This window comes from Polaribacter sp. Asnod6-C07 (genome assembly GCF_045063625.1).
In the GTDB taxonomy this organism is placed as follows: domain Bacteria; phylum Bacteroidota; class Bacteroidia; order Flavobacteriales; family Flavobacteriaceae; genus Polaribacter; species Polaribacter vadi_A.
This window is the reverse complement of record NZ_JBEFOF010000005.1, coordinates 1,363,350-1,385,982: the sequence shown is the minus strand read 5'-3', so window position 1 is coordinate 1,385,982 and position 22,633 is coordinate 1,363,350. Positions and strand designations below refer to the sequence as shown.

Sequence of the window (22,633 nt, the reverse complement as noted above, 5' to 3'; positions counted from 1 at the left end):
TTATTTTTAATTAAATTAAATCCTAAACATGCTGATCTATTAAAATTGCATTTCCATCAGGATCTAAAACTACAAAACTTGCTGGTCCTGAAGTTGTTTCATCTGCTTCTGTTTGTAAAGTTACACCTTCTTGTTTTAAGTGTTTTTGAATGGTTCTTACATCATCAAATTCACCTAACTTGTTGGCATTTTCATCCCAACCAGGATTAAACGTCATAATATTGTTTTCGAACATTCCTTGAAAAAGACCAATTAAAGCATTGCCATTTTTCATAATGAGATAATTCTTTTCAATTTCGCCTGCAAAAACAGAAAAGCCTAATTTTTCGTAAAACGCTTTTGATTTATGAATGTCTTTTACAGCTAAACTGCTAGAAAATGCACCTAATTTCATATTTATAGTTTTTGGTTGATGTTTTAAAGTTAAGAAAATCTTTTGTAATTACTTGTTTTTTAGGGGGTACAAATAGTTGGCAAAAAAGTTTAGCCCTGATTGTAATGGTATCCTTTTTTTGTTTTTCACAAAAAAAGATATAATGAAAAGCAGGAAATAGCTACTAATAATTCTAATTCTCCATAGACAACAAAACCATTCTTAACTCCATAAAACTAAAAGAGTTGTCTACTTTTTCTTTGAGTTCTGTGAGGTTTTTAAACTCAGTTTCTTCAATTGATTTCAAGATTTTTTTATACTTTTTAATATCTATCAATTCTAAAATATCAACATCGCCTGAAGGAATAAAACTCGCCAAATGACTCTCTATGGTACCTGCTGTTAAACTGCGCTCTTTGGCAATTTCTTTTATAGATAAGCCAGATTTAAAAAGCTCAAAACTAATTTGTTTGGTTGGTTTTTTATCTTCTTTTTTCTGCTCATTAAATTTATTAATTCCGTTTTCTTTGCAATATTGTTCAATAACCTCTAAAATTTCTTCTCCGTATTTAGATACACGAGTTTTACCCATTCCTTTAACTTTTAGCAACTCTTGTTCTGTTCTTGGCAAAGCATCACACATTGCATAAAGAGTTTCTTGAGTAAAAATTTGAAAAGCGGGTATGTTTTCATTTATTCGAATTTCATCACGCAATTCACGTAATTTTAAAGCTAACAAAGGATCTTTTCTGGTAGATAATTTTTTCTTTTTAACTGTTGGAGCAGATTTTTGTAAAACAGCTTTAGCTCTAACTTTTAAATATTCTTGAACCTTAAATCCGTTTGTCATTTTATTTAAAGCAAATAACTTTTCGAGTAATTTTTCTTGTAAAGAATCAAACTGAGTGGTAAAATCTTTTTTTACAGCTTTATTATCCGAAGAAAATTCAATTGTATTTAATGGTTTTAAAATGTTATTTTTAGTCTGATTTAAAAAATAATCTACAGCTTTTGTAAATCGTTCTTGAATTTGAGAACTATTTTCTGGTAGGACATTGTCTTCCGAAATTTTATTTAATTGATTTTTAAATCCGTTAGAAACTTTCATTAAAGCTACAACTCCATCATCTTTTATGGTTTGTAAATGATCAATAACATCACCTTTAATACTGGTTTGATTTTTATAAAAAATGTCTATTAACCTAGTTGATGGATACAAAAATGGTTGAAAATCGAATAATTCTGAAATTAAATTGAGTTGAAATTCTTTTTCTGAAGCATTTAAAACAGTTTCATCAGGATGATTTTCTTCTACACTTTCATTAAAAACACTTACAGTTTGGTCGTTAATAATTGCGTTGCTAGTAATTGGCGTTTTTAAAACCAACCCTTCTAAAGAAGTACACCTACTTAAAGCTACATACGTTTGTCCGTGCGCAAATGAAGCTTCTGCATCTATAATGGCTTTTTCGAAAGTTAAACCCTGACTTTTATGAATGGTAATTGCCCAAGCCAAACGCAAAGGAATTTGAGAAAAAGAACCAATAACATCTTCTTTAATCTCTTTGGTTTCTTCGTTAATTGAGTAATTTACGTTGTCCCAATTTTCTCTTTCTGTAACAATTTCATCTATTTCGTTGGCACATTGTACAGTAACATTTTCTCTAGAAATATCGGTTACAATTCCTATTTTACCATTAAAATATCTTTTTTCTTGTGATGAATCATTTTTGATAAACATTACTTGAGCACCAACTTTTAACTCTAATTTCTCGTCATTTGGATAAGCGTTTTCATTGAATTTACCTGAAACCTCTGCATCAAAAAAATGGCTTTGGTATTTAATTTTATTCAGCTCAGAATTGTTGATTAAATTGGCTCTTTTATTATGTGTTGTTAAGGTGATGTAACCATCGTCTTTGGTTGGTGAAAACTCTGGATTATACCTTTCATTTAAAATTTTAGCAGATTTTTCTGATAAATTACTATTTCTGACTTCATTTAAAATGGTAATAAAATCTTCGTTTTTCTGACGATAAATATGCTTTAATTCTATAGAAACTACATTGGCTTCTTGAAAAGCTTTAGAGCTAAAAAAATAGACAGTTTCGTAATGATTTCTTAGTAAACTCCATTCATTTGGTCTTACAACAGGAGCTAATTGTTGCAAATCTCCAATCATTAAAACTTGTGCGCCACCAAAAACTTTATTTCGGTTTTTATAACGCCTCATTACTTGATCTATACCGTCTAATAAATCTGCACGCACCATAGAAATTTCGTCTATAATTACTAAATCTAAGGATTTTATAATATCAATTTTTGTTTTAGAAAACTTACGCTGCTGATTTGTATTTGCAATCTGATCTGGTAAAATTGGTCCAAAAGGCATTTGAAAAAACGAATGCACAGTAACACCTTTTGCGTTAATTGCTGCAACACCTGTTGGTGCAACAATTACCATTCTTTTTAATGAATCACTTTTTATTTTGTGTAAAAAAGTAGTTTTTCCTGTACCTGCTTTACCAGTAATAAACAGATTTCTGTCTGTTTTATCAATAAAATTTAACGCAAGTTCTAATTCAGGATTTTTTGGCATTTTTTACTTTTTGATGCAAGGTAAATTATTAATTATTTATTTTGAAATCTTACTAATTATACTTTCAAAATTATCTTTAGAGGGTTTAGGAGCATTATTATCAATTATCATATTATTTTCATCAAGTATAACATATCTTGGAATTGTAATACCCACACTACTCCTAAGGTTTAAAAACTTAATCAATTTAGACTTTTTAAAATCTATAGTTTTAAACTGTTTTATATCTGGTAAAAACTCATATAAATCAATACTCTTATCAATCCATTTTTGAGTATCTCTATCAATAGATAAATACAAAAAATCTACATTATATTTAGATGCTATTTGTTCTCTTTTGTCTTTTGAAATAATAATTTCTTCTATACAAGGTTGGCACCAACTTGCCCAAAAATCAATTACTTTTATCTTTTTCTGTCTTAAATTGTAATTAAAATTTATGGTGTCTTTTGATAAATTTATTACAAGCTCGTTCAATTCTTTTGGTAGTTTTTTATTTGTTGTATTTAATTCTTGCTCTATATCTTCCATTGTTTGTATTGTAGAAGCAACCTTAATACTTTCTTTGTACACTTTAATAGTGTTTTTCATAAACTCTGCAGTGTTCTTATCCTTACCAAAACCTTGATTAAAATAATCTCTAATTAAATCTCCTGTTGCGTAATCTACAATTGATTGATCAAAATTCTTTTTTAGAAAAGCCAATTCTTCTTTAAAAGAAGCTATAGAAAACGGAATTTCGTTACTTTTTACAAAATATTGTCTAATTAAAGGAACAATACTCATTTGAAAATACAAATAGCTAATATATTCTGGTTTATTGACATCTTCGAGAGTAATATTATTTAGGTATCCATTAATATCAAAAAAATCACCTTCTTGTTTGTCTGCTCTTTCATAAATACTATTAATATCTTCAATAGTATTTACACTCCAACTAGATTGTATCTCTGATCTTGGTCTAATAACGTTTACTAAATATTCTAAACGTAAATCATTTTGAATTATCTTTTTAAACTCCTCAGAAACAGTTGGATGATTTTTTACATAGTTATTAAAAAAAGTTAACCTTTTATTGTATAAAGAATCACATTGATGTTTATATTTTTTAAAATCAGGATTGTATTTATTTAAATAAAGCTTACTCCAAGCATCATAATCTCTATCCATTTCTAAATAAAAGTTATAATGTTCCTGGTTTTTTCCAGTAAATTCTAGTTTTCCATTCTTTAAGGTATAACTTACACTATCTCCTGGAGTAACTATTATTCTAGTTCTATAGTAAGTATTCTCTCCAAAAGAATTAAATTCTAAGAGCTTAGGGTTTTTAATATTTTGTAATGTTCTTGTTATTGCATCTCCATTAACTTCTTTCTTAATGTCCTTAAATCTTGTTACATATAAAAGAGAATCGTCTTGAATAGTAATGTTAATATTAAATCCTTTTTCATCACTAGTACCATTAATTTTAACAGTTTGGATTTGTGGATTTTTTATATCTAAATTTTCTGATTTACAAGCAAGAATACATATTAAGAAAAAATAATAGATGTATTTAGTTTTATGTAAAAAACTGTTTTTACTTGTGATAAAAATATTTTTATCTATTTTATTGATAAAATTAAGGGCAGTTTCTAATTCATGATTTTTAGGCATTTTAGCTTTTTATTGCAAGGTAAATAAAATCAAGAAAAAATCTATCTAATATTTAAGAACGTAAAATCTTTTCTATTTTACGGCCTTTTGCTAATTCATCTATTAGCTTTTCCATTTGTCTACATTTTTTATAGACTTCAAATTCATCTTCAATTTCTTCAATTCTGTAACCACAAACCACTCCTTTAATCATATTTGCATTGGGATGCATTTTTGCTTGCTCAAAAAATTCTCTAAAGGTTACTTTTTCATCGATTAAAGATTGTAATTTATCTTGATTAAAACCTGTTAACCATTCTAATACTTGATGAAACTCTTCTTTTGTTCTTCCGTTTTTTTCTAATCTATTCCAGTAAAGAGGATAAATCGATCCAAAAATCATATTGGCAACTTTTTCGTTTTTTTCTGCAGTAACTTTCATTTTTTTAGAATTTAAAGTGAATTAAAGATAACGATTTTATTCTTTTTCATAATCGTGTATAAAAATGATATGAGGACTGCTAGCCATTAAATTAGGATTTGTACCTTCTATTCCTTCTGGAATTGGATGATTACGTGTTTTGTAATATTTTACCCAACTCTCCATTGGTTTCCCTGTACTATCATTAAACGTCATTGGATGTGTAAGAAAAGGAATAACTTCTTTAGACAAATTTTGAGAAGAAAACATTTTATAAACTAATTCTGAGCAATAATATGAACTGTTATCCCATAAAAAAATATCATCATAAGGTGTATTTATTCTTTCAAGTCCGTATGCAATTGCTTTAGAAATATAAGGTTGATAAACGCTATCTATTCTTGCAACTGTAGTTTGCGATTTGTTGTGTTTGTTTTTATGTCTGTTTAAGAACTTATCTAAAGGTGTTTGACTAATTCCTATTTTCGGAATTGCTTCTACCACATACCATTTTCCATTCTCTTTCATTGCTATACCAACATGCGAATAGTTTTTGGCAATTGAAGTTGCTGTTACGTTTTTAATGGCATTATCTATGTCGTCTGTTCCTGTATTTTGAAATAGTAAATCTCCTTCTTTTAGTTTAAAAGTGTTGTTTTTAGAATTGCTATTACAGCTAAATAAAATAAAAGTGAATATTAGAATTACACTTATTTGATTTAGTTTTTTAATCATAATTATTTTAGTTTGATATTCACAAAGTTCGTGATTTTTTGTTGAATACTTAATAAACTAGCAATCTGCCTTAAAATCAAGATGATAAACAACAAACAAGTTTAGCCCTGATTGAGTGGTTTGTCTGAGCTCTTTTTTGAGGTACGAAAAAAAAGCGAGTAACGAAAGCAGGAAATAGCTACGAATAAAAAAACTCCAACTTTTCAGTTGGAGTTTTGTAGTTAATTAATTCAAATTTTAACTAGCTTTTTAAATCTTTTATAATGTTTAATGCTTCTCTAGTTTTTTCTTCAATTTTTGCTAAATCGAAATTACCATCAGCATCTTTAGCCATTAATTTAGAGCCCATACCTACACAAGTAACTCCTGCAGCAAACCAAGCTGATAAGTTTTCTTTTGTTGGTGCAACACCACCTGTTGGCATAATAGAGGTCCATTGTTGTGGGCCTTTAATACCTTTTACAAATTGTGGTCCGTAAATATCACCAGGGAAAAGTTTTACGATTTCGCATCCTAATTCTTCTGCTCTTGTAATTTCTGTTAAAGTTCCACAACCAGGAGACCAAAGTACTTTTCTTCTGTTACAAGCTATTGCAATGTCTTCTCTTAATACTGGAGTTACAATAAAATTTGCTCCTAAAGCCATGTATAAAGATGCTTGCCCAGCATCTGTTACAGAACCTACACCCATTACCATACCTGGTAATTCTGCAATAGCATATTTTGTTAACTCACCAAAAACTTCGTGAGCAAAATCTCCACGTGCTGTAAACTCTAAAAGTCTTGCTCCACCATCGTAACAAGCTTTTAAAACTTTTTTACTTACTTCTATATCTTTATGAAAAAACAAAGGAACCATCCCTGTGTCTTTCATTATTTGTGCTACTTCTATTCTTGTAAACTGTGCCATAATCTTATCTTGCTACTCTACCAGAAGCATCACCTCCCATTAATTTTTCTACTTCTGCAACTGTTGCTAAGTTAGCATCACCTTTAATTGTGTGTTTTAAACAAGATGCAGCTACTGCAAAGTCTAATGCATTTTGATCATCTTCTGGGTATTTTAATAATCCGTAGATTAAACCTCCCATGAATGAATCTCCACCACCAACTCTATCTACGATATCTGTAATTTGGTATTGACGTGTTTGGTATAAAGTTGTTCCATCATATAAAACACCTGCCCAAGTATTGTGAGATGCAGAAATTGAACCTCTTAAAGTAGTAATTACTTTTTTAGCTCTTGGGAATTTTTTCATCATTTGCTCACAAACTGATAAAAATGCTTCTGCTTTTACGTTATGACCTTCTGTTTGTACAGAAATTCCTTCTGGTTTAATACCAAAGTGCATTTCTGCATCTTCTTCATTACCTAAAACGATATCACAGTAAGAAGTTAATTCTGTCATTATTTTTTCTCTGTGAGCATCGTCACAGAATTTCCAAAGCTTAGCTCTGTAGTTTAAATCTGTAGAAATAGTAATTCCTTTAGCACTTGCAGCTTTTAAAGCTTCTAAAGTTACATCTGCAGCTCCTTGAGAAATTGCAGGGATAATACCTGTCCAGTGAAACCACTCACAACCTTCAAAAACAGCATCCCAGTCTATCATACCAGATTCTATTTCTGCAATTGCAGAGTGCGCTCTATCATAAACTACTTTAGAACCACGAGATACAGCACCTGTTTCTAAGAAATAGATTCCTAATCTGTCTCCACCATAAACAATTTTATCAACTCCAACTCCACGTTTTCTCATTTCCATCATTGCACACTCACCAATATCATTCTTTGGTAAACGAGTTACGAAATCTACATCTACACCATAGTTTGCTAATGAAACTGCTACGTTAGATTCTCCTCCACCATAAATAGCGTCGAAATTATTTGCTTGTGAAAATCTTAAAAATCCTTGAGGAGCTAATCTTAACATGATCTCTCCGAATGTTACTACTTTACCCATTTCTTAGTATTAATTAATTATAAATCTTATTGGTTAAACGTTTAAACAATAATTAAAAATAAAATCAAAACACATAATCTGTTATTAGTTTTGATTGTATGAAATAAACTGTATATTTGTTTAAACGATTAAGCAAAGATATAAAATTTTGGTAAAAAAAAACAAAACTACTATAAAAGATATTGCTAATGTGCTAAATATCTCTGCTGCTGCTGTTTCTAAAGCATTACATAACGACTCTAGAATAAGTGAAAAAACTAAAAAAGCGGTTAGACAAGTTGCCAAAAACTTGAATTATCAACCTAATCATTTAGCTAGTGCCTTAAGAAGTGGAAAAAGTAAATTAGTGGGTGTAATTGTACCTAAAACCAATAGCAATTTCTTTTCTGCAACTATACATAATATAGAAGAGGTTTTAAATGAAGAAGGCTATAACATTATTATAACTCAATCTAATGAGTCTTTTGAAAAAGAATGTAAAAATATTGATGCCTTACTTTATACTCAGGTTGATGGTATTATTGCATCTATGGCTAATGAAACTGTAAATTTAGAGTTTTACGAAAAAATTAAAACTGCTGGCATACCATTAATTACTTTTGATCGTGGTGAAAATGATTTAAATGTAGATTATATTGGTATTGATGATTATAATAGTAGCCATATTATTGTAAATCATTTGGTTGAACAAGGTTGCCAAAGAATTGCACATATTGGTGGTTTTAAAAGAACTAGAATATTTAATAATAGAATTAGAGGTTATATTGATGCTTTAAAAAAACATAATCTGCCTTTAGATGAAGAACTATTAATAGAAAGTGATTTAACTGTAAAAGATGGTAGAAAAAAAATGGAACAACTTTTAGCTTTAGATAATAGACCAGATGCAGTATATGTAGCTGGTGATTATGCAGCTTTAGGTGCTTTGCAAGTTTTACAAGAAAAAGAAGTTAAAATACCAGACGAAATTGCTTTAGTTGGTTTTGGTGATGAGCCTTTTTCTGCAATGGTTACACCTAGCATAACAAGTGTAAATCAGCATAGTTATAAAATAGGTAGAATTGCTGCTGAAACTTTTTTAGAATACACTAAAAAACCAAAAATAGAACAGTCATTAAATAAAATTATTCTTGATTCTGATTTAATTATTAGAGCTTCTTCTTTAAAAAAGAAATAGTTTTATGAGTCTTTATTAAATAAAATCTAGTTTACTAAAAGATTTATTTAAAATTGATGCATCATCTACCTGCAGCCATCTGTCTAAAATTGTGGCATACACAGACCTAAAATCTATGGTGTGTATTAAATCTCGGTTTTTGTCTAAGTTTAATAAATCTGGAGCATCATTATAAAAACCTTTTTTCTTTAAATTTTCGCCAATTAGAAAGATGTTATTTGCTGCTCCATGATCTGTACCACCTGCAGCATTTTGTTGCACTCGCCTACCAAATTCAGAAAATGTGAGAATTAAAGTATCTTTAAAACTATCATTTTTCTTTAAATCTTTTACAAAAACTTCTACTGCTTCACTATAGGTTTTTAATAATTTACTATGCTTAATATTTTGATTTGCATGGGTATCAAAACCACCCATAGAAACATAATATACTTTACTATCTAAATCAGAATTTATAAATTCTGCTGTTGTTTTTAATTGTTTGGCAAAAGGATTATTTGGGTAATCTAAATTACTTTTATAGGTTTTAGAAGTCTCGTAAATATATTTAGCAGACGATTTAGCTTCTATCATTGTTTTGTACAAATAACCCAAGTTATGCTCGCTTAAATGGGCTTCTGTTTGTTGTTTTAATATTTTATTAAAAAATGGAGTTTGAGTATTGCCAAATAAAACTCTTGGATTTTTTGTTGCAATTCCGTTCATATTTTCTCCTTTCATAATTAAAGAAAGACTATCATCTAACTCAATTGCAGCATATGGATTTTTACCATATTTATCTATAAATCTACCCACCCAACCCGAATTTAAATATTCGTCTGAATTACTGGCTGTTTGCCAAATATCTGTGGATCTAAAGTGAGATCTATTAGGGTTTGGATACCCAACATTATTAATTATAGAAAGATAACCTTGATCATATAAATTTTTTAGCGGAGCTAAACTTTCATGAAAACCTAATTCATCTGTGGTTTTTATAATCTTATTTTTGGGAATAGAAAGTTTTGGTCTATTTCTAAAATAAACATCGTTTGTATAAGGCACAATTGTATTTAAACCATCATTACCACCTGATAATTGAATAATAACCAACTTTTTATGTTTAAATGTATCTTTAGAAACATTCTCAAAAGCTTTTACAAAATTCGGAACAAAAAATAAGCTACTTGCTAACGTACTTTGTTTTAAAAAATCTCTTCTTTCCATAATTTTAGTTTAACAAAGTTGATATTCTGGAATTGACATTAATTGTATACAGAAATTTCGGTTTGATTTAACTTGTAGTGATTCAAGAAAACTTACTGTGTCTGTATCTATTTTTGATAGAATTAACAAATCAGTTAATTCTTTGGGGTATAAATCTTTGTGTTTAGCATCAAACTGCCCCCAGTTTTTGGTTGTTTTTAAGTATTTACTTCTTTGTTTTACTTTCTTATAGTACTTATCAAATGTATCTTCGAAATCTCCTTTTTCATCTAAATCAATTATTGCATTGTTAAGTAATAAAGCAGATAATTTCATTCTAAACATTAAGGTGTTAGAATCTATCCAACTTTTACCTCCTTGCCAACCAGAAACATTATCTGGGTATAGTAATACTTGTCCCATCATTTTTTGTAAATAGATTAATTGTTGTTTTTTATCAAAAGAAACAGGTACAATTTTTTGAATACCAACTAATAATTCTACAGGAGATTTTATTTTAACTCCAATATTAACATCTTCATAAAACCATTTCGATTTAAAAATATAGCTCATTAAATTACTGATATTATAATCTTTATAAAAGACATCTGTAATTTCGTTTAGTCTTTTTTTATCAACAATAGGATTAATAAAATATTTGTAAACCTTTGTACAAATATATTTTGCACATTGTTTTTGTTCTAAAATTATATCTATAATATCATCACCATTGAAATTACCTGTTTTACCAAAAAATCTTTTTTCTGCATAATCATGTTGTTTTTCTCTAAGATAATAATCTCCATTATTTTTAAAAGACCAACCTGTAAATGCCTTTGCTGCTTCTTTAATGTCTTGTTCTGTATAATTGCCAACACCTAACGTAAACAGCTCCATTAACTCTCTGGCAAAATTTTCGTTAGGTTTAATCTTTATATTCTGTTTATTATTTAAATACTTGCTCATAGAAGGTTCTTTTGCAATTACTTTTACAAATTGCCTAAAGTCTCCTAAAGCATGTTTTCTTAAGGTATTATTATATCTTTGGATAAAAAAAATATTATTATCTCTACACACAAAAACATTTGCCCAAAACAAGGTCATTTTTTCTCTTAAAATGGCATTTGGTTCTGCTAATCTTTTTAACCAAGCACTATTTAATTCTCTTACTTTTTGTTGTTGTTGTTTTCTTAAATTTCTAATTTCTTGATCAGTAAATTTATTTTTAAGCTCTCTTATAGTTTTAAATTTAATGTCATCAAATTCAGAAAGATCTAATTCGAGTGGTTTATAATTGTTTGATGTTTCAAAAATTTCTGCAACAATTTTAGATTTTGATTTAGACTTTAATTTTAAGAGTTCTTTATAATCAATTCCAAAACCTGATCGCCAATGTAAATGAAGAATATGTTTTTGTTTCATAATTTTAAACGATTATTTTCTTTAGACTGATAAGTTCATAAAAAGTTTAAACATAAATTAAATAATTGATTAAAAATTAGTTAATTTATAAAGTTAATCTTAAAAAAACAGCAGATTAGTTTAACTGGTAAAATAATGTAGAGCTAAAATTAAAGCATAAAAAAAAGGACTGATTTATATATCAGTCCTTTATTAGTTACAATTTATAAATCCCCCAACTTATAATTGTCATAATTATACTACAAATATAAGTTGGTATTTAAATTTTATTAGCTAAAGTTCGTTTATTGGGTGTTAATCTTCGACGAATGGTGAAAAAGTTACGTTAAACGAAAAACTTATAACAAATTTAACTTTTTCATAAGTTCGCTTTTATTAGACCTGCTTACAGGAACTACATCTTTTTTAATTAAAACAGTATTATCTTCTATGTCTATTATTTCAGAAATATTAATAATAAAAGATCTATGTACTTTAAAAAAGGTGTCTGTAGGTAATTTGTCTTCTATTTTCTTTAAGGTAGAGTGTACAATATAATTTTTTTCTTCTGTTTTTATATTAATATAATCTCCTTTAGCCTCTATTAAATAGATACTAGGTATACTAACTTTTACAAGTCTTCTATCTACATTTACGTAGATAAAATTCGATTTTGGTTTCTTCTTTGGTTTTGGTTTTTCTATAACCGTAAACGATTCTAGTTTTTCTAAAGATTTATTAAAACGCTCTCTAGTAATTGGTTTTACTAAATAATCTACCACACTTTTATATTCAAAAGCTTCAAGCGCCAAATTTTTATCGCTAGTAGTTAAAATGATTTTTGGTGGATTTTTTAGAGTTTTAATAAAATCAAAACCAGAAAAAGTAGGCATATGTATATCTAGATAAACTAAATCTACACTTGCTGTATTTAAAAACTTTATAGCATCTATTGCAGAAGAAAATTCATCAATAACATTTATTTGTTCTGTCTTTAAGCAAAGTTGTTTTGTTATTAACCTTGCAGTTGCATCATCATCAATTATTATACAATTCATATATACAATGTGGGGAAAACTTTTAATCGTATAAATATACGTGAATTTTGTCTAAAATTTCAAGAAAATTGTGATGCAATTCTATATTATCTTTTTTTAAAGCTATTTCATATTCAGTTGCTGTTTCTAAACCTTTTTTTAAACCTAACAAACTTATTTTATGCTTTAGTTTATGAACGTTATTAGAAGTTTCTTTATATTTTTTTGCTTTAAAATTTTGTTTAAACAAATTAACCTCTTCAGTAAATTCTTCTTTTATAATACCTAAAATACTATTTTGAAACTCAATATCATCTCCAGATATTTCTTTAATTACTGATAAATTCGGTAGCTCCATGAAAATTCTTTTTTAATTTGGGTATGAACAAAAATATAAATAATTACGAATTTGATAAGCTTGCCCTGTTCCAATATTCTAATAAAGAAGTTACTTTATTTGTATAATCAGCAAACTTTAAAGGCTTAGAAAAATAACCAGAAATTCCTATATCATAACCTTTTTCTAGATCTATCTTACTCTCTGAAGTAGACATAATTACAACTGGTATAGGTTTAAGTTTTGAATTGCTTTTTATAGCTGATAAAAACTCAAAGCCATCCATTTTTGGCATATTTATATCTGTAATGATTAAATCGAAAGAATTATTTTTATCATTTAAAAGCGCAAATGCTTCTTCTCCATTAACGGCTTCTAAAACAGTACAATAAGAATTTAATTTCTGACATACTTTTCTAAATTTTAGTCTTTCTATTCTATCATCATCTACTAAAAGTATTGAGAGGGACTTCATTTAAGATTATTTAATTGACAACAAAAGTGAAACAAAAAATAACTTTATTTTTTTTTATTTGACAAGCTGCTTACAAACTTCCTTAAATGGTTACCAAAGATAGTTGAAATGTTGATAAATTAAATACTTATCTGTCTTTCAATCTGTTGATCTAAAGAAATAAAAGTTTCTGTTCTAGAAACCCCTTTTATATTCTGAATATTTTTATTCAAAAGATTCATTAAATCTTCATTATTTTTACATAAAATTTTTATAAAAATAGCATAATTACCAGTTGTATAGTGACTTTCTACCACTTCTGGAATTTCTTTTAATCTTTTTATTGCAGAAGAATAAAGACTTGCAGAATCTAAAAAAATACCAACATAAGCTGTTGTAGTATATCCTAAAGATTTGGGGTTAATAATCATTCTATAACCATCTATAAGCTTAGACTTTTCTAATTTTCTTAAACGTTGATGAATTGCGGCACCAGAAATACCTACTTCTCTTGCAATACTTAAAACAGGAGTTCTTGCATCTTTTACCAATCTTTTAATAATTATCTTATCAATTCCGTCAATTTTCATATTTTTCCTATTTTTAGCATAAATATAAAAAAAATAGAGAATACAAGGCTGTATTCTCTATTTTATATCAAATTAAAACGAACTTAAGTTAAGCTTTCATTTCAAAATCTTCCATAAACTTCGTTGTATAGTTACCAGCAACATAATCTGGATGGTCCATTAACTGTCTATGAAAAGGTATTGTAGTTTTTACGCCTTCTATTACAAATTCATCTAGTGCTCTTTTCATTTTATTAATTGCTTCTTCTCTTGTTTGAGCAGTTACAATTAATTTAGCGATCATAGAATCGTAATTTGGTGGTATCATATAACCTGCATAAACATGTGTGTCCATTCTAACTCCATGACCACCAGGTGTATGTAAAGTTGTTATTTTACCAGGTGCTGGTCTAAAATTATTATGTGGATCTTCTGCATTAATTCTACATTCTATAGAATGTAATTGAGGATAATAGTTTTTACCAGAAATTGGCACTCCTGCTGCTACTAAAATCTGCTCACGAATTAAATCATAATTTACAACTTCTTCTGTAATTGGGTGTTCTACTTGAATTCTGGTATTCATTTCCATAAAATAGAAATTTCTGTGTTTGTCTACCAAAAACTCTACAGTACCCGCACCTTCATAACCTATAAACTCTGCAGCTTTAACAGCAGCATTACCCATATTTTCTCTTAATTCATCAGTCATAAAAGGAGAAGGTGTTTCTTCTGTTAACTTTTGATGACGTCTTTGAACTGAACAATCTCTTTCTGATAAATGACAAGCTTTACCATAAGAATCTCCTACAATTTGAATTTCGATATGTCTTGGCTCTTCTATAAGCTTTTCCATATACATATCATCATTACCAAAAGCAGCTTTAGATTCTTGTCTTGCAGAATCCCAAGCATCTTTTAAATCTTCTGGTTTCCAAACTGCACGCATTCCTTTACCTCCACCACCTGCAGAAGCTTTTAACATTACAGGGTAACCTGTTTCTACAGCTAACTTTTCGCATTCTTCAAAATCTTGAATAACTCCCTCAGAACCTGGCACACAAGGTACACCAGCTGCAATCATTGTAGATTTTGCATTTGCTTTATCTCCCATTTGGTCAATCATTCTTCCAGAAGCACCAATAAATTTAATATTATGCTCTTCGCATAAATTAGAAAATTTGGCATTTTCTGATAAAAAACCATAACCAGGATGAATTGCATCTGCATTTGTAATTTCTGCAGCAGCTATAATGTTAGGCATTTTTAAATAAGATTCGCTACTTGGAGCTGGGCCAATACAAACTGCTTCATCTGCAAAACGAACGTGTAAACTTTCTTCATCTGCTTTAGAATATACAGCAACAGTTTTTATACCCATTTCTTTACACGTTCTAATAACACGTAAAGCAATTTCGCCTCTATTGGCTATCAATATTTTTTTAAACATAGTATAAGAGTTTTAGGTTATGAGTTTTGAGTTATGAGTTAGAAAATCTACTATCTAAACCCCAAAATATAAACTCTTTCTATTATGATGGATCTACTAAAAATAATGGCTGATCAAATTCTACTGGAGAAGAATCATCTACTAAAACTTTAACGATTTTACCTGAAACTTCAGATTCTATTTCGTTGAATAATTTCATTGCTTCAATTACACAAACTGTATCTCCAGAATTAATTGAAGTACCAACTTCAACAAAATTTGGTTTGTCTGGAGCAGGCTTTCTGTAAAAAGTACCAATTATTGGCGATTTTACTGTTATAAATTTAGATTCGTCATTGTCTGCAGCAGCAGGTACACTAGGATCTATTATTTGAGTTGTTATTGGTGCTGGAGCAGCTGGTTGTGCTAATGCTGCTACTGGTGCAGCTTGTACAATTGTAGTTTCAGTTTTTTCTGCACCTGTTCTAATTGTAATTTTAATATCTTCCATTTCTAACTTTACCTCGCTAGCGCCAGATTTTGCTACAAATTTTATAAGATTTTGAATTTCTTTAATATCCATATTTCTTATTATTTAGTTAATTAGTTTTTAAGAATTATACGCCCATTTTAGATAAATAGCTCCCCATGTGAAACCACCTCCAAATGCTGCAAAAATTAAATTATCTCCTTTTTTTAATTGATTTTCATAATCTGCTAATAAAAGTGGTAAAGTACCTGATGTTGTATTACCATACTTTTGTATGTTCATCATTACTTTTTCTGAACCTACACCAACTCTATTGGCTGTAGCTTCTATAATTCTTTTATTTGCTTGATGTGGTACTAACCATTGAATATCTTTTTCTGTAAGATTGTTTCTAGTTAACATTTTTTCAGAAACCTCAGCCATATTAGAAACAGCATATTTAAAAACCGTTTTACCTTCTTGGTAAACAAAGTGTTTATTTGCCTGTACAGTTTCTAAAGTTGTTGGCATTAATGAACCACCTGCTTCTATTCTTAAAAAGTCTCTTCCTACACCATCACTTCTTAGGTACTCATCTTGTAAACCCAAACCTTCTTCATTGGGTTCAAATAAAGCAGCACCTGCTCCATCTCCAAAAATAATACAAGTTGCTCTGTCTTTATAATCTATAATTGATGACATTTTATCTGCACCAATTAAAAGTACTTTTTTATACCTACCAGACTCTATGTAACTAGCTGCTGTAGACATACCGTATAAAAAGCTTGAACAAGCTGCCTGTAAATCGTAAGCAAAAGCATTAACAGCTCCAATTTCTGAAGCTACATATGCTGCTGTAGATGCTACTGGTAAATCTGGAGTAGCTGTACCCACTATTACCATATCTATTTCTGAAGGATCAATGTTGCCTTTAGCAATTAAATCTTCTGCAGATTTTATTGCTAAATATGAAGTACCTAAACCTTCACCTTTAAGAATTCTTCTTTCCTTTATTCCTGTTCTAGATGTAATCCACTCATCATTAGTGTCTACATAAGTCTCTAACTCTTTATTTGTTAGAATGTAATCAGGAACATATTTTCCTACTGCTGTAATTGCTGCAGAGATTTTTGCCATAATTAAAGTTTAATTTCTAAAGTTTAGAATGCTCAAAAGTAGTGAAAATTATTTCACTTTTTTAAGAGAAAAACATCTAAAGGGATTCATTTTAACTAAAAAACGAAAAAAAACTCTCAAAATTTGAGAGTTTTCGTATTTTTTAAAAATCTAGTTTCTAAGCTTCTGCTGCTGCAGATTCTAAAACAACTTGACCTCTGTAATATAATTTACCTTCATGCCAGTGAGCTCTGTGATATAAGTGTGCTTCACCTGTTGTTGGGTCTGTAGCAATTTGCTGATCAGATGCTTTATAATGTGTTCTCCTTTTATCTCTTCTTGTTTTAGATATTTTTCTTTTAGGATGTGCCATTTTATGTCTTTTTTTCTGTTATTAAATTCTTTAATTTATCCCACCTTGGGTCTGTAGTTTCTACAGTTTTTTCTTCTTTAATTTCTAGTTCTTTTAATTTATCTAATGCTTCAGATTCCATTGTGCCATCTATTACTTTTGGATGCACTCTTTTATTAGGAACTGCTAAAACAATCATTTCATAAATAAACTGAGCTACGTTAAACTCATAAGCTTCATGAGGTAAAATTAAAATCTCCTCATTATCATCATTATATTCTGGTCCAAACTTTACTACTAAAGGTAATTCTGAATCTATTTCTTGATTATATAACTCATTTGTTACATCACAAGGAACTTCTACAGTACCTTCTGTTAAAAAATTAAGCTCAAATAATGTGCTTTTTTTCACGAAATCTAAAGAAACTTTAATCGATGAACTTGTAAAATCATCGTAATTAAAAGCTTCAAAGAACTTGTTATCAACTGAATAATCAAACTTGTGTTTTCCTTCTTTTAACCCTACAAACTGTATGTTGAATTGCTTTAAGTCTTTCATTGTCAAACATCAATTGAGCGTGCAAAGATACAAAAAAATGTATTTCTGCCATATTTTTATAAAAAAAAGATTATTTTTTAAATTTACCTTACTACCAAAGGTTTTTCTGTTAATTCGTTATATTCTTTTCTACTTTTAAAAATTTGAATAGCTGTAAACAAAGCTTCTTGAAACGAAGAAGGGTTAGCTAAGTTTTTACCAGCAATATCATAACCTGTTCCATGATCTGGTGAGGTTCTTATTTTACTTAACCCTGCTGTAAAATTAACTCCTTTACCAAAAGACAGTGCTTTAAAAGGCGCTAATCCTTGATCATGATAGGTTGCCAAAACTCCATCAAACTGCTTATAACTTTCTGAACCAAAAAAACCATCTGCTGCATAAGGGCCAAATACTAACTTACCTGTTGCTGCAATTTTATTTACAGTAGGTTTTATAACCTCATCATCTTCTTTACCAATTACTCCATGATCTCCACAATGTGGGTTTAATCCTAAAACCGCAATCTTTGGTTTACTAATGCCAAAATCTTGTTTTAAAGATTTATGCATGGTTTCTACCTTACTTTTTATCAATTCTGGTGTAATAGATTCAGCAACTTTAGATATTGGAATATGACCTGTTATTAAACCAATTCGTAATTCATCCGTCATTAAAATCATTAAAGATTTACCTTCTAAATTGGCTTCTAAATATTCTGTATGTCCAGGGAAATTAAATTCTTCTGATTGTATATTTTCTTTGTTGATGGGTGCTGTTAATAAAACATCTACCTTACCTTCTTTTAAATGTTTAGTTGCAGACGCTAAAGATCTTGCAGCATATTCTCCAGAAACTTTAGTTGCTGTACCCAATTCTATTTTTACATCTTCTTTCCAGATGTTTAAAACATTTATTTTAGAATGATTTACTTGATTTAAAGAATTGATTCCCTGCACAGGCACTTCAATACCCAAAGCCTTTTTATGAAAAGAAATAGCTTTTGTAGCTCCAAATAAAACAGGTGTACAAAAATCTAACATTCTCTTATCTTGAAACGTCTTTAAAATTACCTCAATGCCAATTCCGTTTAAATCTCCAATTGAAATTCCTACGATTATTTTATCAGTTTTATCCATAGTAAACCTTGTAATATGCTTATTTTTGCAAGTACAAAAGTAACCAATTTTTAACGATATGTTTACAGGAATCATAGAAACACTTGGCACAGTAACAAACGTAGTAAAAGAACAAGAAAATGTTCATTTAACTATTCAAAGTACAATTACAAATGAATTAAAAATAGATCAAAGTGTAGCTCATAATGGAGTTTGTTTAACTGTAGTTGCCATTAATAATGATGAATATACTGTAACTGCCATTAAAGAAACCTTAGATAAAACTAATATTGGTAAACTAAAAATTGATGATATTGTAAATCTAGAACGTGGTATGAAATTAGGTGACAGACTTGATGGACATATTGTACAAGGTCATGTAGATGAAACTGGGATTTGTAAAATCATTAAAGATGAACAAGGAAGCACTGTCTATACTTTTGAATATAATTCTGATAAAAATAACGTAACCATAGAAAAAGGTTCTATTACTATAAATGGCGTGAGTTTAACTGTAGTTAATTCTACTAAAAACGAATTTTCAGTTGCCATAATTCCTTATACTTGGGAAAACACAACTTTTAAAACATTACAAGTTGGTGATTCTGTTAATTTAGAGTTTGATGTAATTGGAAAATATGTTGCTCGTTTAACTACTTTGTAAATATTATGGTTTATAAAACTAATTCACAGTAAAATAAATAGTGTCTATAACTTTTCCTTTATTGTCTAATTTTATTTTTTGAATATATTTGTTTTCAAATGAAATTTCATTTTTTTTTGGATTTCCAGGTATGAATTTCACTTTATAATAAATATTTTTTTCGAAATTACCAGCGTAACTTTTTGTTGTTTTCCCCAAAAAGTCTTTCCCTTTATATCTAAATTTGTATTTATATAATAATCCATTATACCTTACTATTCTTAAAGAAGTTACTCCATAAACTATACCATAAGCGTCATCTTTATTAGAAAAAAACTCTGTTTTATCATTTAGATAAATATATAAACCATAAACTAAGAGTAAAGAGCCGAGAATCCAAGAATATTTTCTAAAAAAATCAAAAAGATGAATACCCATAAACTTCATTAAACCTTCGCTTCTTTTTTATGCAGAAAACGTGTTAATTTCATAGAAAGATCTAACAAAATAATTTTTGCATTTCCATTTCTTTCTATATGATACATAGCTTCGCTAATTTCTTTTTCGATGTCTAAAATGTTTCCAGAATGTACAAAAGGGGCAAATTTAGACAATTGAAAACCCGTTTTAGATTCCATAAAAACCAAATTATCTGACTTGTAATTTAGCAAAAGTGCTTGTCTAAAAAACTGCAAACAATATTCTAAAAAACGTTTTTGAGTTTCTCTACCCGATTTTGCAATAGCTTCTGACCAACCAATTAATTGTTGTACAACAGCTGCATTTCCTTTTGCCTTAAACGCAGTTCTAATCCAAGTTACAAACCATTCTTCAAAAACCAAATCAGAAGAATCGTTATGTAAAAGATGCAAAGCTTTATTAAAATTTCCTTCTGCTTGGTGTGCAATATTTGCAGCTTTGTTATCATCTACTTGATGATTAACTACTAAAGTATTTGCAATATCTTGTTCTGATAAAGCTGGAAAATGTAAAGCCTGACAACGCGATTTTATGGTATTTATAATCTGTTCTTCGTTTTCGGTTATCAACAAAAAAACAGTTTTTTCTGGTGGTTCTTCTATCAGTTTTAATAATTTATTTGCTGCAGCAATGTTCATTTTTTCTGCCATCCAAATAATCATCACCTTAAAACCACCTTCGTAACTTTTTAATTTTAGCTTTTTTACAACAGCCTCAGCTTCATCAACACCAATTAAACCTTGCTTATTTTCTACTCCAATATGTTGCAACCAATTAAACAAACTTCCATAAGGTTGCGTATCTATAAATTCGCGCCAATCTTCTAAAAACAAATTACTAACTGGGTGTTTTTTAACAGAATCGTTAGTAGTTACAGGGAAAGCAAAATGCAAATCTGGGTGCTGCAATTTGTTACATTTTATGTTACAAGCATCTACATTATCAGAAAAATTACACAACAAAAACTGCGCATAAGCAATTGCCATTGGCAAAGTACCACAACCTTCTTTACCTACAAATAATTGTGCGTGAGGAATTCTGCCATTTTCAGCAGAAGTTTGCAAATGTTTTTTTATGTGTTCTTGACCTATAATTTGGTTGAAAAGCATAGGCAAATATAAAAATTTGTTCGCCACTAAATCATAATTTATAATTATAAATAGAGCGTAGTTTCTTAAAGTTTAAATTAGTGATTTAAGAACTAAAATCTAAACAATTATTTTACGCAAACGTTATCTTAACTTTTAAGTTATCAATTTTAGTAAACGTAAATAAAAAAGTATTTTTGTTAAAAATACTTTCAAACAATGAAAACATTAAACGATTTTAATTTTAAGAATAAAAAAGCAATTATACGTGTAGATTTTAATGTGCCTTTAAATGATAAATTTGAAGTTACTGATGCAACTAGGATTCAGGCTGCAAAACCTACAATTATTAAGATTTTAGAAGATGGAGGAAGCTGTGTTTTAATGTCGCATTTAGGAAGACCAAAAGGTAAGCAAGATGAGTTTTCTTTACAACACATTGTTGCTAAAGTAAAAGAGATTATTGGCGTTAATGTAAAATTTGTTGATGATTGTATAGGTGAAAAAGTAGAAGATGCTGTTGCCAATTTAGAAGATGGAGAAATTCTTTTATTAGAAAACTTACGTTTTTACGAAGAAGAGAAAAAAGGTGATGTTGCTTTTGCAGAAAAACTGTCTAAATTAGGTGATATTTATGTAAATGATGCTTTTGGTACTGCACACAGAGCACATGCATCAACAACTATTATTGCTCAATTTTTTGAAGAAAACAAATGTTTTGGTAGCTTATTAGCAAGAGAAATTGAAAGTATAGATAAGGTTTTAAACAACTCAGAAAAACCAGTTTTAGCAATTTTAGGTGGTGCAAAAGTATCTTCTAAAATTACAGTAATAGAAAATATTTTAGACAAAGTAGATCATTTAATTATTGGTGGTGGTATGACTTTTACTTTTGTAAAAGCACAAGGTGGTTCTGTAGGTGATTCTATTTGTGAAGATGATAAAATGGAATTAGCTCTAGATATTTTAAAACAAGCCAAAGAAAAAGGTGTACAAATACATATACCTGTTGATGTTATTGCTGCTGATGATTTTAGCAATACTGCAAATACTCAAGTTTTAGATGTAACAGAAATTCCTGATGGATGGCAAGGTTTAGATGCTGGACCAAAGTCTTTAGCAATTTTTGATGAAGTAGTTAACAAATCGAAAACTATTTTATGGAATGGTCCTTTAGGTGTTTTTGAAATGGAATCTTTTGCAAAAGGTACTATTGCTCTTGGGCATTCTATTGATAAATCTACACAAAATGGAGCATTCTCTTTAGTTGGTGGTGGAGATTCTGTTGCTGCTGTTAAACAATTTGGTTTTGCTGATAAAGTAAGTTATGTTTCTACTGGTGGTGGTGCAATGTTAGAAATGTTAGAAGGTAAATCTTTACCTGGTATAGAAGCGATTTTAAAGTAAACGTTTAGTACGTTTTTTGTTTATAAATTTAAGCGTGTAATTTTAAAAAATTACACGCTTATTGTTTTATCATACTTTAAGTTATAATTTAGCTACTTCATTTACATTT

24 protein-coding genes are annotated in these 22,633 nt (G+C 29.0%); 3 read left to right on the top strand and 21 right to left on the bottom strand.

Translation table 11 applies throughout. The features are described 5' to 3' along the window. Positions 1–22: 22 nt before the first annotated feature. From ACJJVK_RS05790 to ACJJVK_RS05760, 7 genes are all read right to left on the bottom strand, one after another. Positions 23–394, bottom strand: coding sequence for a VOC family protein (locus tag ACJJVK_RS05790; RefSeq protein WP_405564086.1), 372 nt, complete (start codon positions 392–394; stop codon positions 23–25). Between the two features lie 172 nt (positions 395–566). Next, positions 567–2,972, bottom strand: a complete 2,406-nt coding sequence (locus tag ACJJVK_RS05785) for a helix-turn-helix domain-containing protein (protein ID WP_405564083.1) — start codon at positions 2,970–2,972, stop codon at positions 567–569. A gap of 36 nt (positions 2,973–3,008) precedes the next feature. Beyond that, complete coding sequence (locus ACJJVK_RS05780; protein WP_405564082.1) at positions 3,009–4,628, bottom strand: TlpA family protein disulfide reductase; 1,620 nt, start codon at positions 4,626–4,628, stop codon at positions 3,009–3,011. Between the two features lie 52 nt (positions 4,629–4,680). Further along, positions 4,681–5,049 carry a DUF2200 domain-containing protein gene (locus ACJJVK_RS05775; RefSeq protein WP_405564079.1) on the bottom strand — a complete coding sequence of 123 codons (369 nt, stop codon included), beginning with the start codon at positions 5,047–5,049 and terminating at the stop codon, positions 4,681–4,683. Positions 5,050–5,085: 36 nt separating this feature from the next. Then, positions 5,086–5,763, bottom strand: a complete 678-nt coding sequence (locus ACJJVK_RS05770; protein WP_405564076.1) for a YiiX/YebB-like N1pC/P60 family cysteine hydrolase — start codon at positions 5,761–5,763, stop codon at positions 5,086–5,088. Between the two features lie 241 nt (positions 5,764–6,004). Next, positions 6,005–6,673, bottom strand: coding sequence for a bifunctional 4-hydroxy-2-oxoglutarate aldolase/2-dehydro-3-deoxy-phosphogluconate aldolase (locus tag ACJJVK_RS05765; RefSeq protein WP_215994592.1), 669 nt, complete (start codon positions 6,671–6,673; stop codon positions 6,005–6,007). A gap of 4 nt (positions 6,674–6,677) precedes the next feature. Further along, the gene (locus ACJJVK_RS05760; RefSeq protein ID WP_215994591.1) at positions 6,678–7,724 is read right to left on the bottom strand and encodes a sugar kinase; all 1,047 of its coding nucleotides are present in this window, start codon (positions 7,722–7,724) and stop codon (positions 6,678–6,680) included. 148 nt (positions 7,725–7,872) lie between these two features. On the opposite strand from ACJJVK_RS05760, the gene ACJJVK_RS05755 reads away from it, so the two are divergent. Beyond that, positions 7,873–8,901, top strand: coding sequence for a LacI family DNA-binding transcriptional regulator (locus ACJJVK_RS05755; RefSeq protein WP_405564074.1), 1,029 nt, complete (start codon positions 7,873–7,875; stop codon positions 8,899–8,901). A gap of 15 nt (positions 8,902–8,916) precedes the next feature. Here ACJJVK_RS05755 and ACJJVK_RS05750 read toward each other — a convergent pair whose 3' ends face one another. The 12 genes from ACJJVK_RS05750 to pdxA form a co-directional block, all read right to left on the bottom strand. Further along, complete coding sequence (locus ACJJVK_RS05750) at positions 8,917–10,107, bottom strand: DUF1501 domain-containing protein (protein ID WP_405564072.1); 1,191 nt, start codon at positions 10,105–10,107, stop codon at positions 8,917–8,919. 9 nt (positions 10,108–10,116) lie between these two features. Continuing rightward, positions 10,117–11,508, bottom strand: a complete 1,392-nt coding sequence (locus ACJJVK_RS05745; RefSeq protein ID WP_405564070.1) for a DUF1800 family protein — start codon at positions 11,506–11,508, stop codon at positions 10,117–10,119. Positions 11,509–11,846: 338 nt separating this feature from the next. Next, the gene (locus ACJJVK_RS05740; RefSeq protein WP_215994587.1) at positions 11,847–12,545 is read right to left on the bottom strand and encodes a LytTR family DNA-binding domain-containing protein; all 699 of its coding nucleotides are present in this window, start codon (positions 12,543–12,545) and stop codon (positions 11,847–11,849) included. A 22-nt stretch (positions 12,546–12,567) separates the two neighbouring features. After that, entirely contained in the window at positions 12,568–12,882 is a 315-nt protein-coding gene (locus tag ACJJVK_RS05735; protein WP_405564069.1) for an Hpt domain-containing protein, read from the bottom strand. Between the two features lie 43 nt (positions 12,883–12,925). Further along, the gene (locus ACJJVK_RS05730; protein ID WP_215994585.1) at positions 12,926–13,336 is read right to left on the bottom strand and encodes a response regulator; all 411 of its coding nucleotides are present in this window, start codon (positions 13,334–13,336) and stop codon (positions 12,926–12,928) included. 119 nt (positions 13,337–13,455) lie between these two features. Next, positions 13,456–13,905, bottom strand: coding sequence for an Lrp/AsnC ligand binding domain-containing protein (locus ACJJVK_RS05725; protein ID WP_215994584.1), 450 nt, complete (start codon positions 13,903–13,905; stop codon positions 13,456–13,458). Positions 13,906–13,993: 88 nt separating this feature from the next. Beyond that, entirely contained in the window at positions 13,994–15,334 is a 1,341-nt protein-coding gene (gene accC, locus ACJJVK_RS05720) for an acetyl-CoA carboxylase biotin carboxylase subunit (RefSeq protein ID WP_215994583.1), read from the bottom strand. 82 nt (positions 15,335–15,416) lie between these two features. Beyond that, positions 15,417–15,896 carry an acetyl-CoA carboxylase biotin carboxyl carrier protein gene (gene accB / locus ACJJVK_RS05715; RefSeq protein ID WP_215994582.1) on the bottom strand — a complete coding sequence of 160 codons (480 nt, stop codon included), beginning with the start codon at positions 15,894–15,896 and terminating at the stop codon, positions 15,417–15,419. A 27-nt stretch (positions 15,897–15,923) separates the two neighbouring features. Continuing rightward, on the bottom strand, positions 15,924–16,919 hold the full coding sequence (locus ACJJVK_RS05710; RefSeq protein WP_405564068.1) for a beta-ketoacyl-ACP synthase III: 996 nt from the start codon (positions 16,917–16,919) through the stop codon (positions 15,924–15,926). 157 nt (positions 16,920–17,076) lie between these two features. After that, positions 17,077–17,271 carry a 50S ribosomal protein L32 gene (gene rpmF, locus ACJJVK_RS05705; RefSeq protein ID WP_215994580.1) on the bottom strand — a complete coding sequence of 65 codons (195 nt, stop codon included), beginning with the start codon at positions 17,269–17,271 and terminating at the stop codon, positions 17,077–17,079. Position 17,272: 1 nt separating this feature from the next. Then, positions 17,273–17,809 (bottom strand): YceD family protein, encoded by a 537-nt coding sequence (locus ACJJVK_RS05700; protein WP_405564067.1) that lies wholly within the window; start codon positions 17,807–17,809, stop codon positions 17,273–17,275. A gap of 83 nt (positions 17,810–17,892) precedes the next feature. Continuing rightward, the gene (pdxA, locus tag ACJJVK_RS05695; RefSeq protein ID WP_215994578.1) at positions 17,893–18,927 is read right to left on the bottom strand and encodes a 4-hydroxythreonine-4-phosphate dehydrogenase PdxA; all 1,035 of its coding nucleotides are present in this window, start codon (positions 18,925–18,927) and stop codon (positions 17,893–17,895) included. A gap of 58 nt (positions 18,928–18,985) precedes the next feature. On the opposite strand from pdxA, the gene ACJJVK_RS05690 reads away from it, so the two are divergent. Continuing rightward, the gene (locus ACJJVK_RS05690; protein ID WP_405564066.1) at positions 18,986–19,570 is read left to right on the top strand and encodes a riboflavin synthase; all 585 of its coding nucleotides are present in this window, start codon (positions 18,986–18,988) and stop codon (positions 19,568–19,570) included. An 18-nt stretch (positions 19,571–19,588) separates the two neighbouring features. Here the strand turns inward: ACJJVK_RS05690 and ACJJVK_RS05685 are convergent, their stop codons facing one another. Both ACJJVK_RS05685 and ACJJVK_RS05680 read right to left on the bottom strand, forming a co-directional pair. Then, entirely contained in the window at positions 19,589–19,996 is a 408-nt protein-coding gene (locus ACJJVK_RS05685) for a hypothetical protein (RefSeq protein WP_405564064.1), read from the bottom strand. Then, positions 19,996–21,138, bottom strand: coding sequence for an ATP-binding protein (locus ACJJVK_RS05680; protein ID WP_405564063.1), 1,143 nt, complete (start codon positions 21,136–21,138; stop codon positions 19,996–19,998). Before ACJJVK_RS05680 ends, ACJJVK_RS05685 begins: the two co-directional genes overlap by 1 nt. A gap of 198 nt (positions 21,139–21,336) precedes the next feature. Between ACJJVK_RS05680 and ACJJVK_RS05675 the strand changes: the two genes are divergently transcribed. Further along, on the top strand, positions 21,337–22,524 hold the full coding sequence (locus ACJJVK_RS05675; RefSeq protein ID WP_405564062.1) for a phosphoglycerate kinase: 1,188 nt from the start codon (positions 21,337–21,339) through the stop codon (positions 22,522–22,524). Positions 22,525–22,633: the final 109 nt, after the last annotated feature.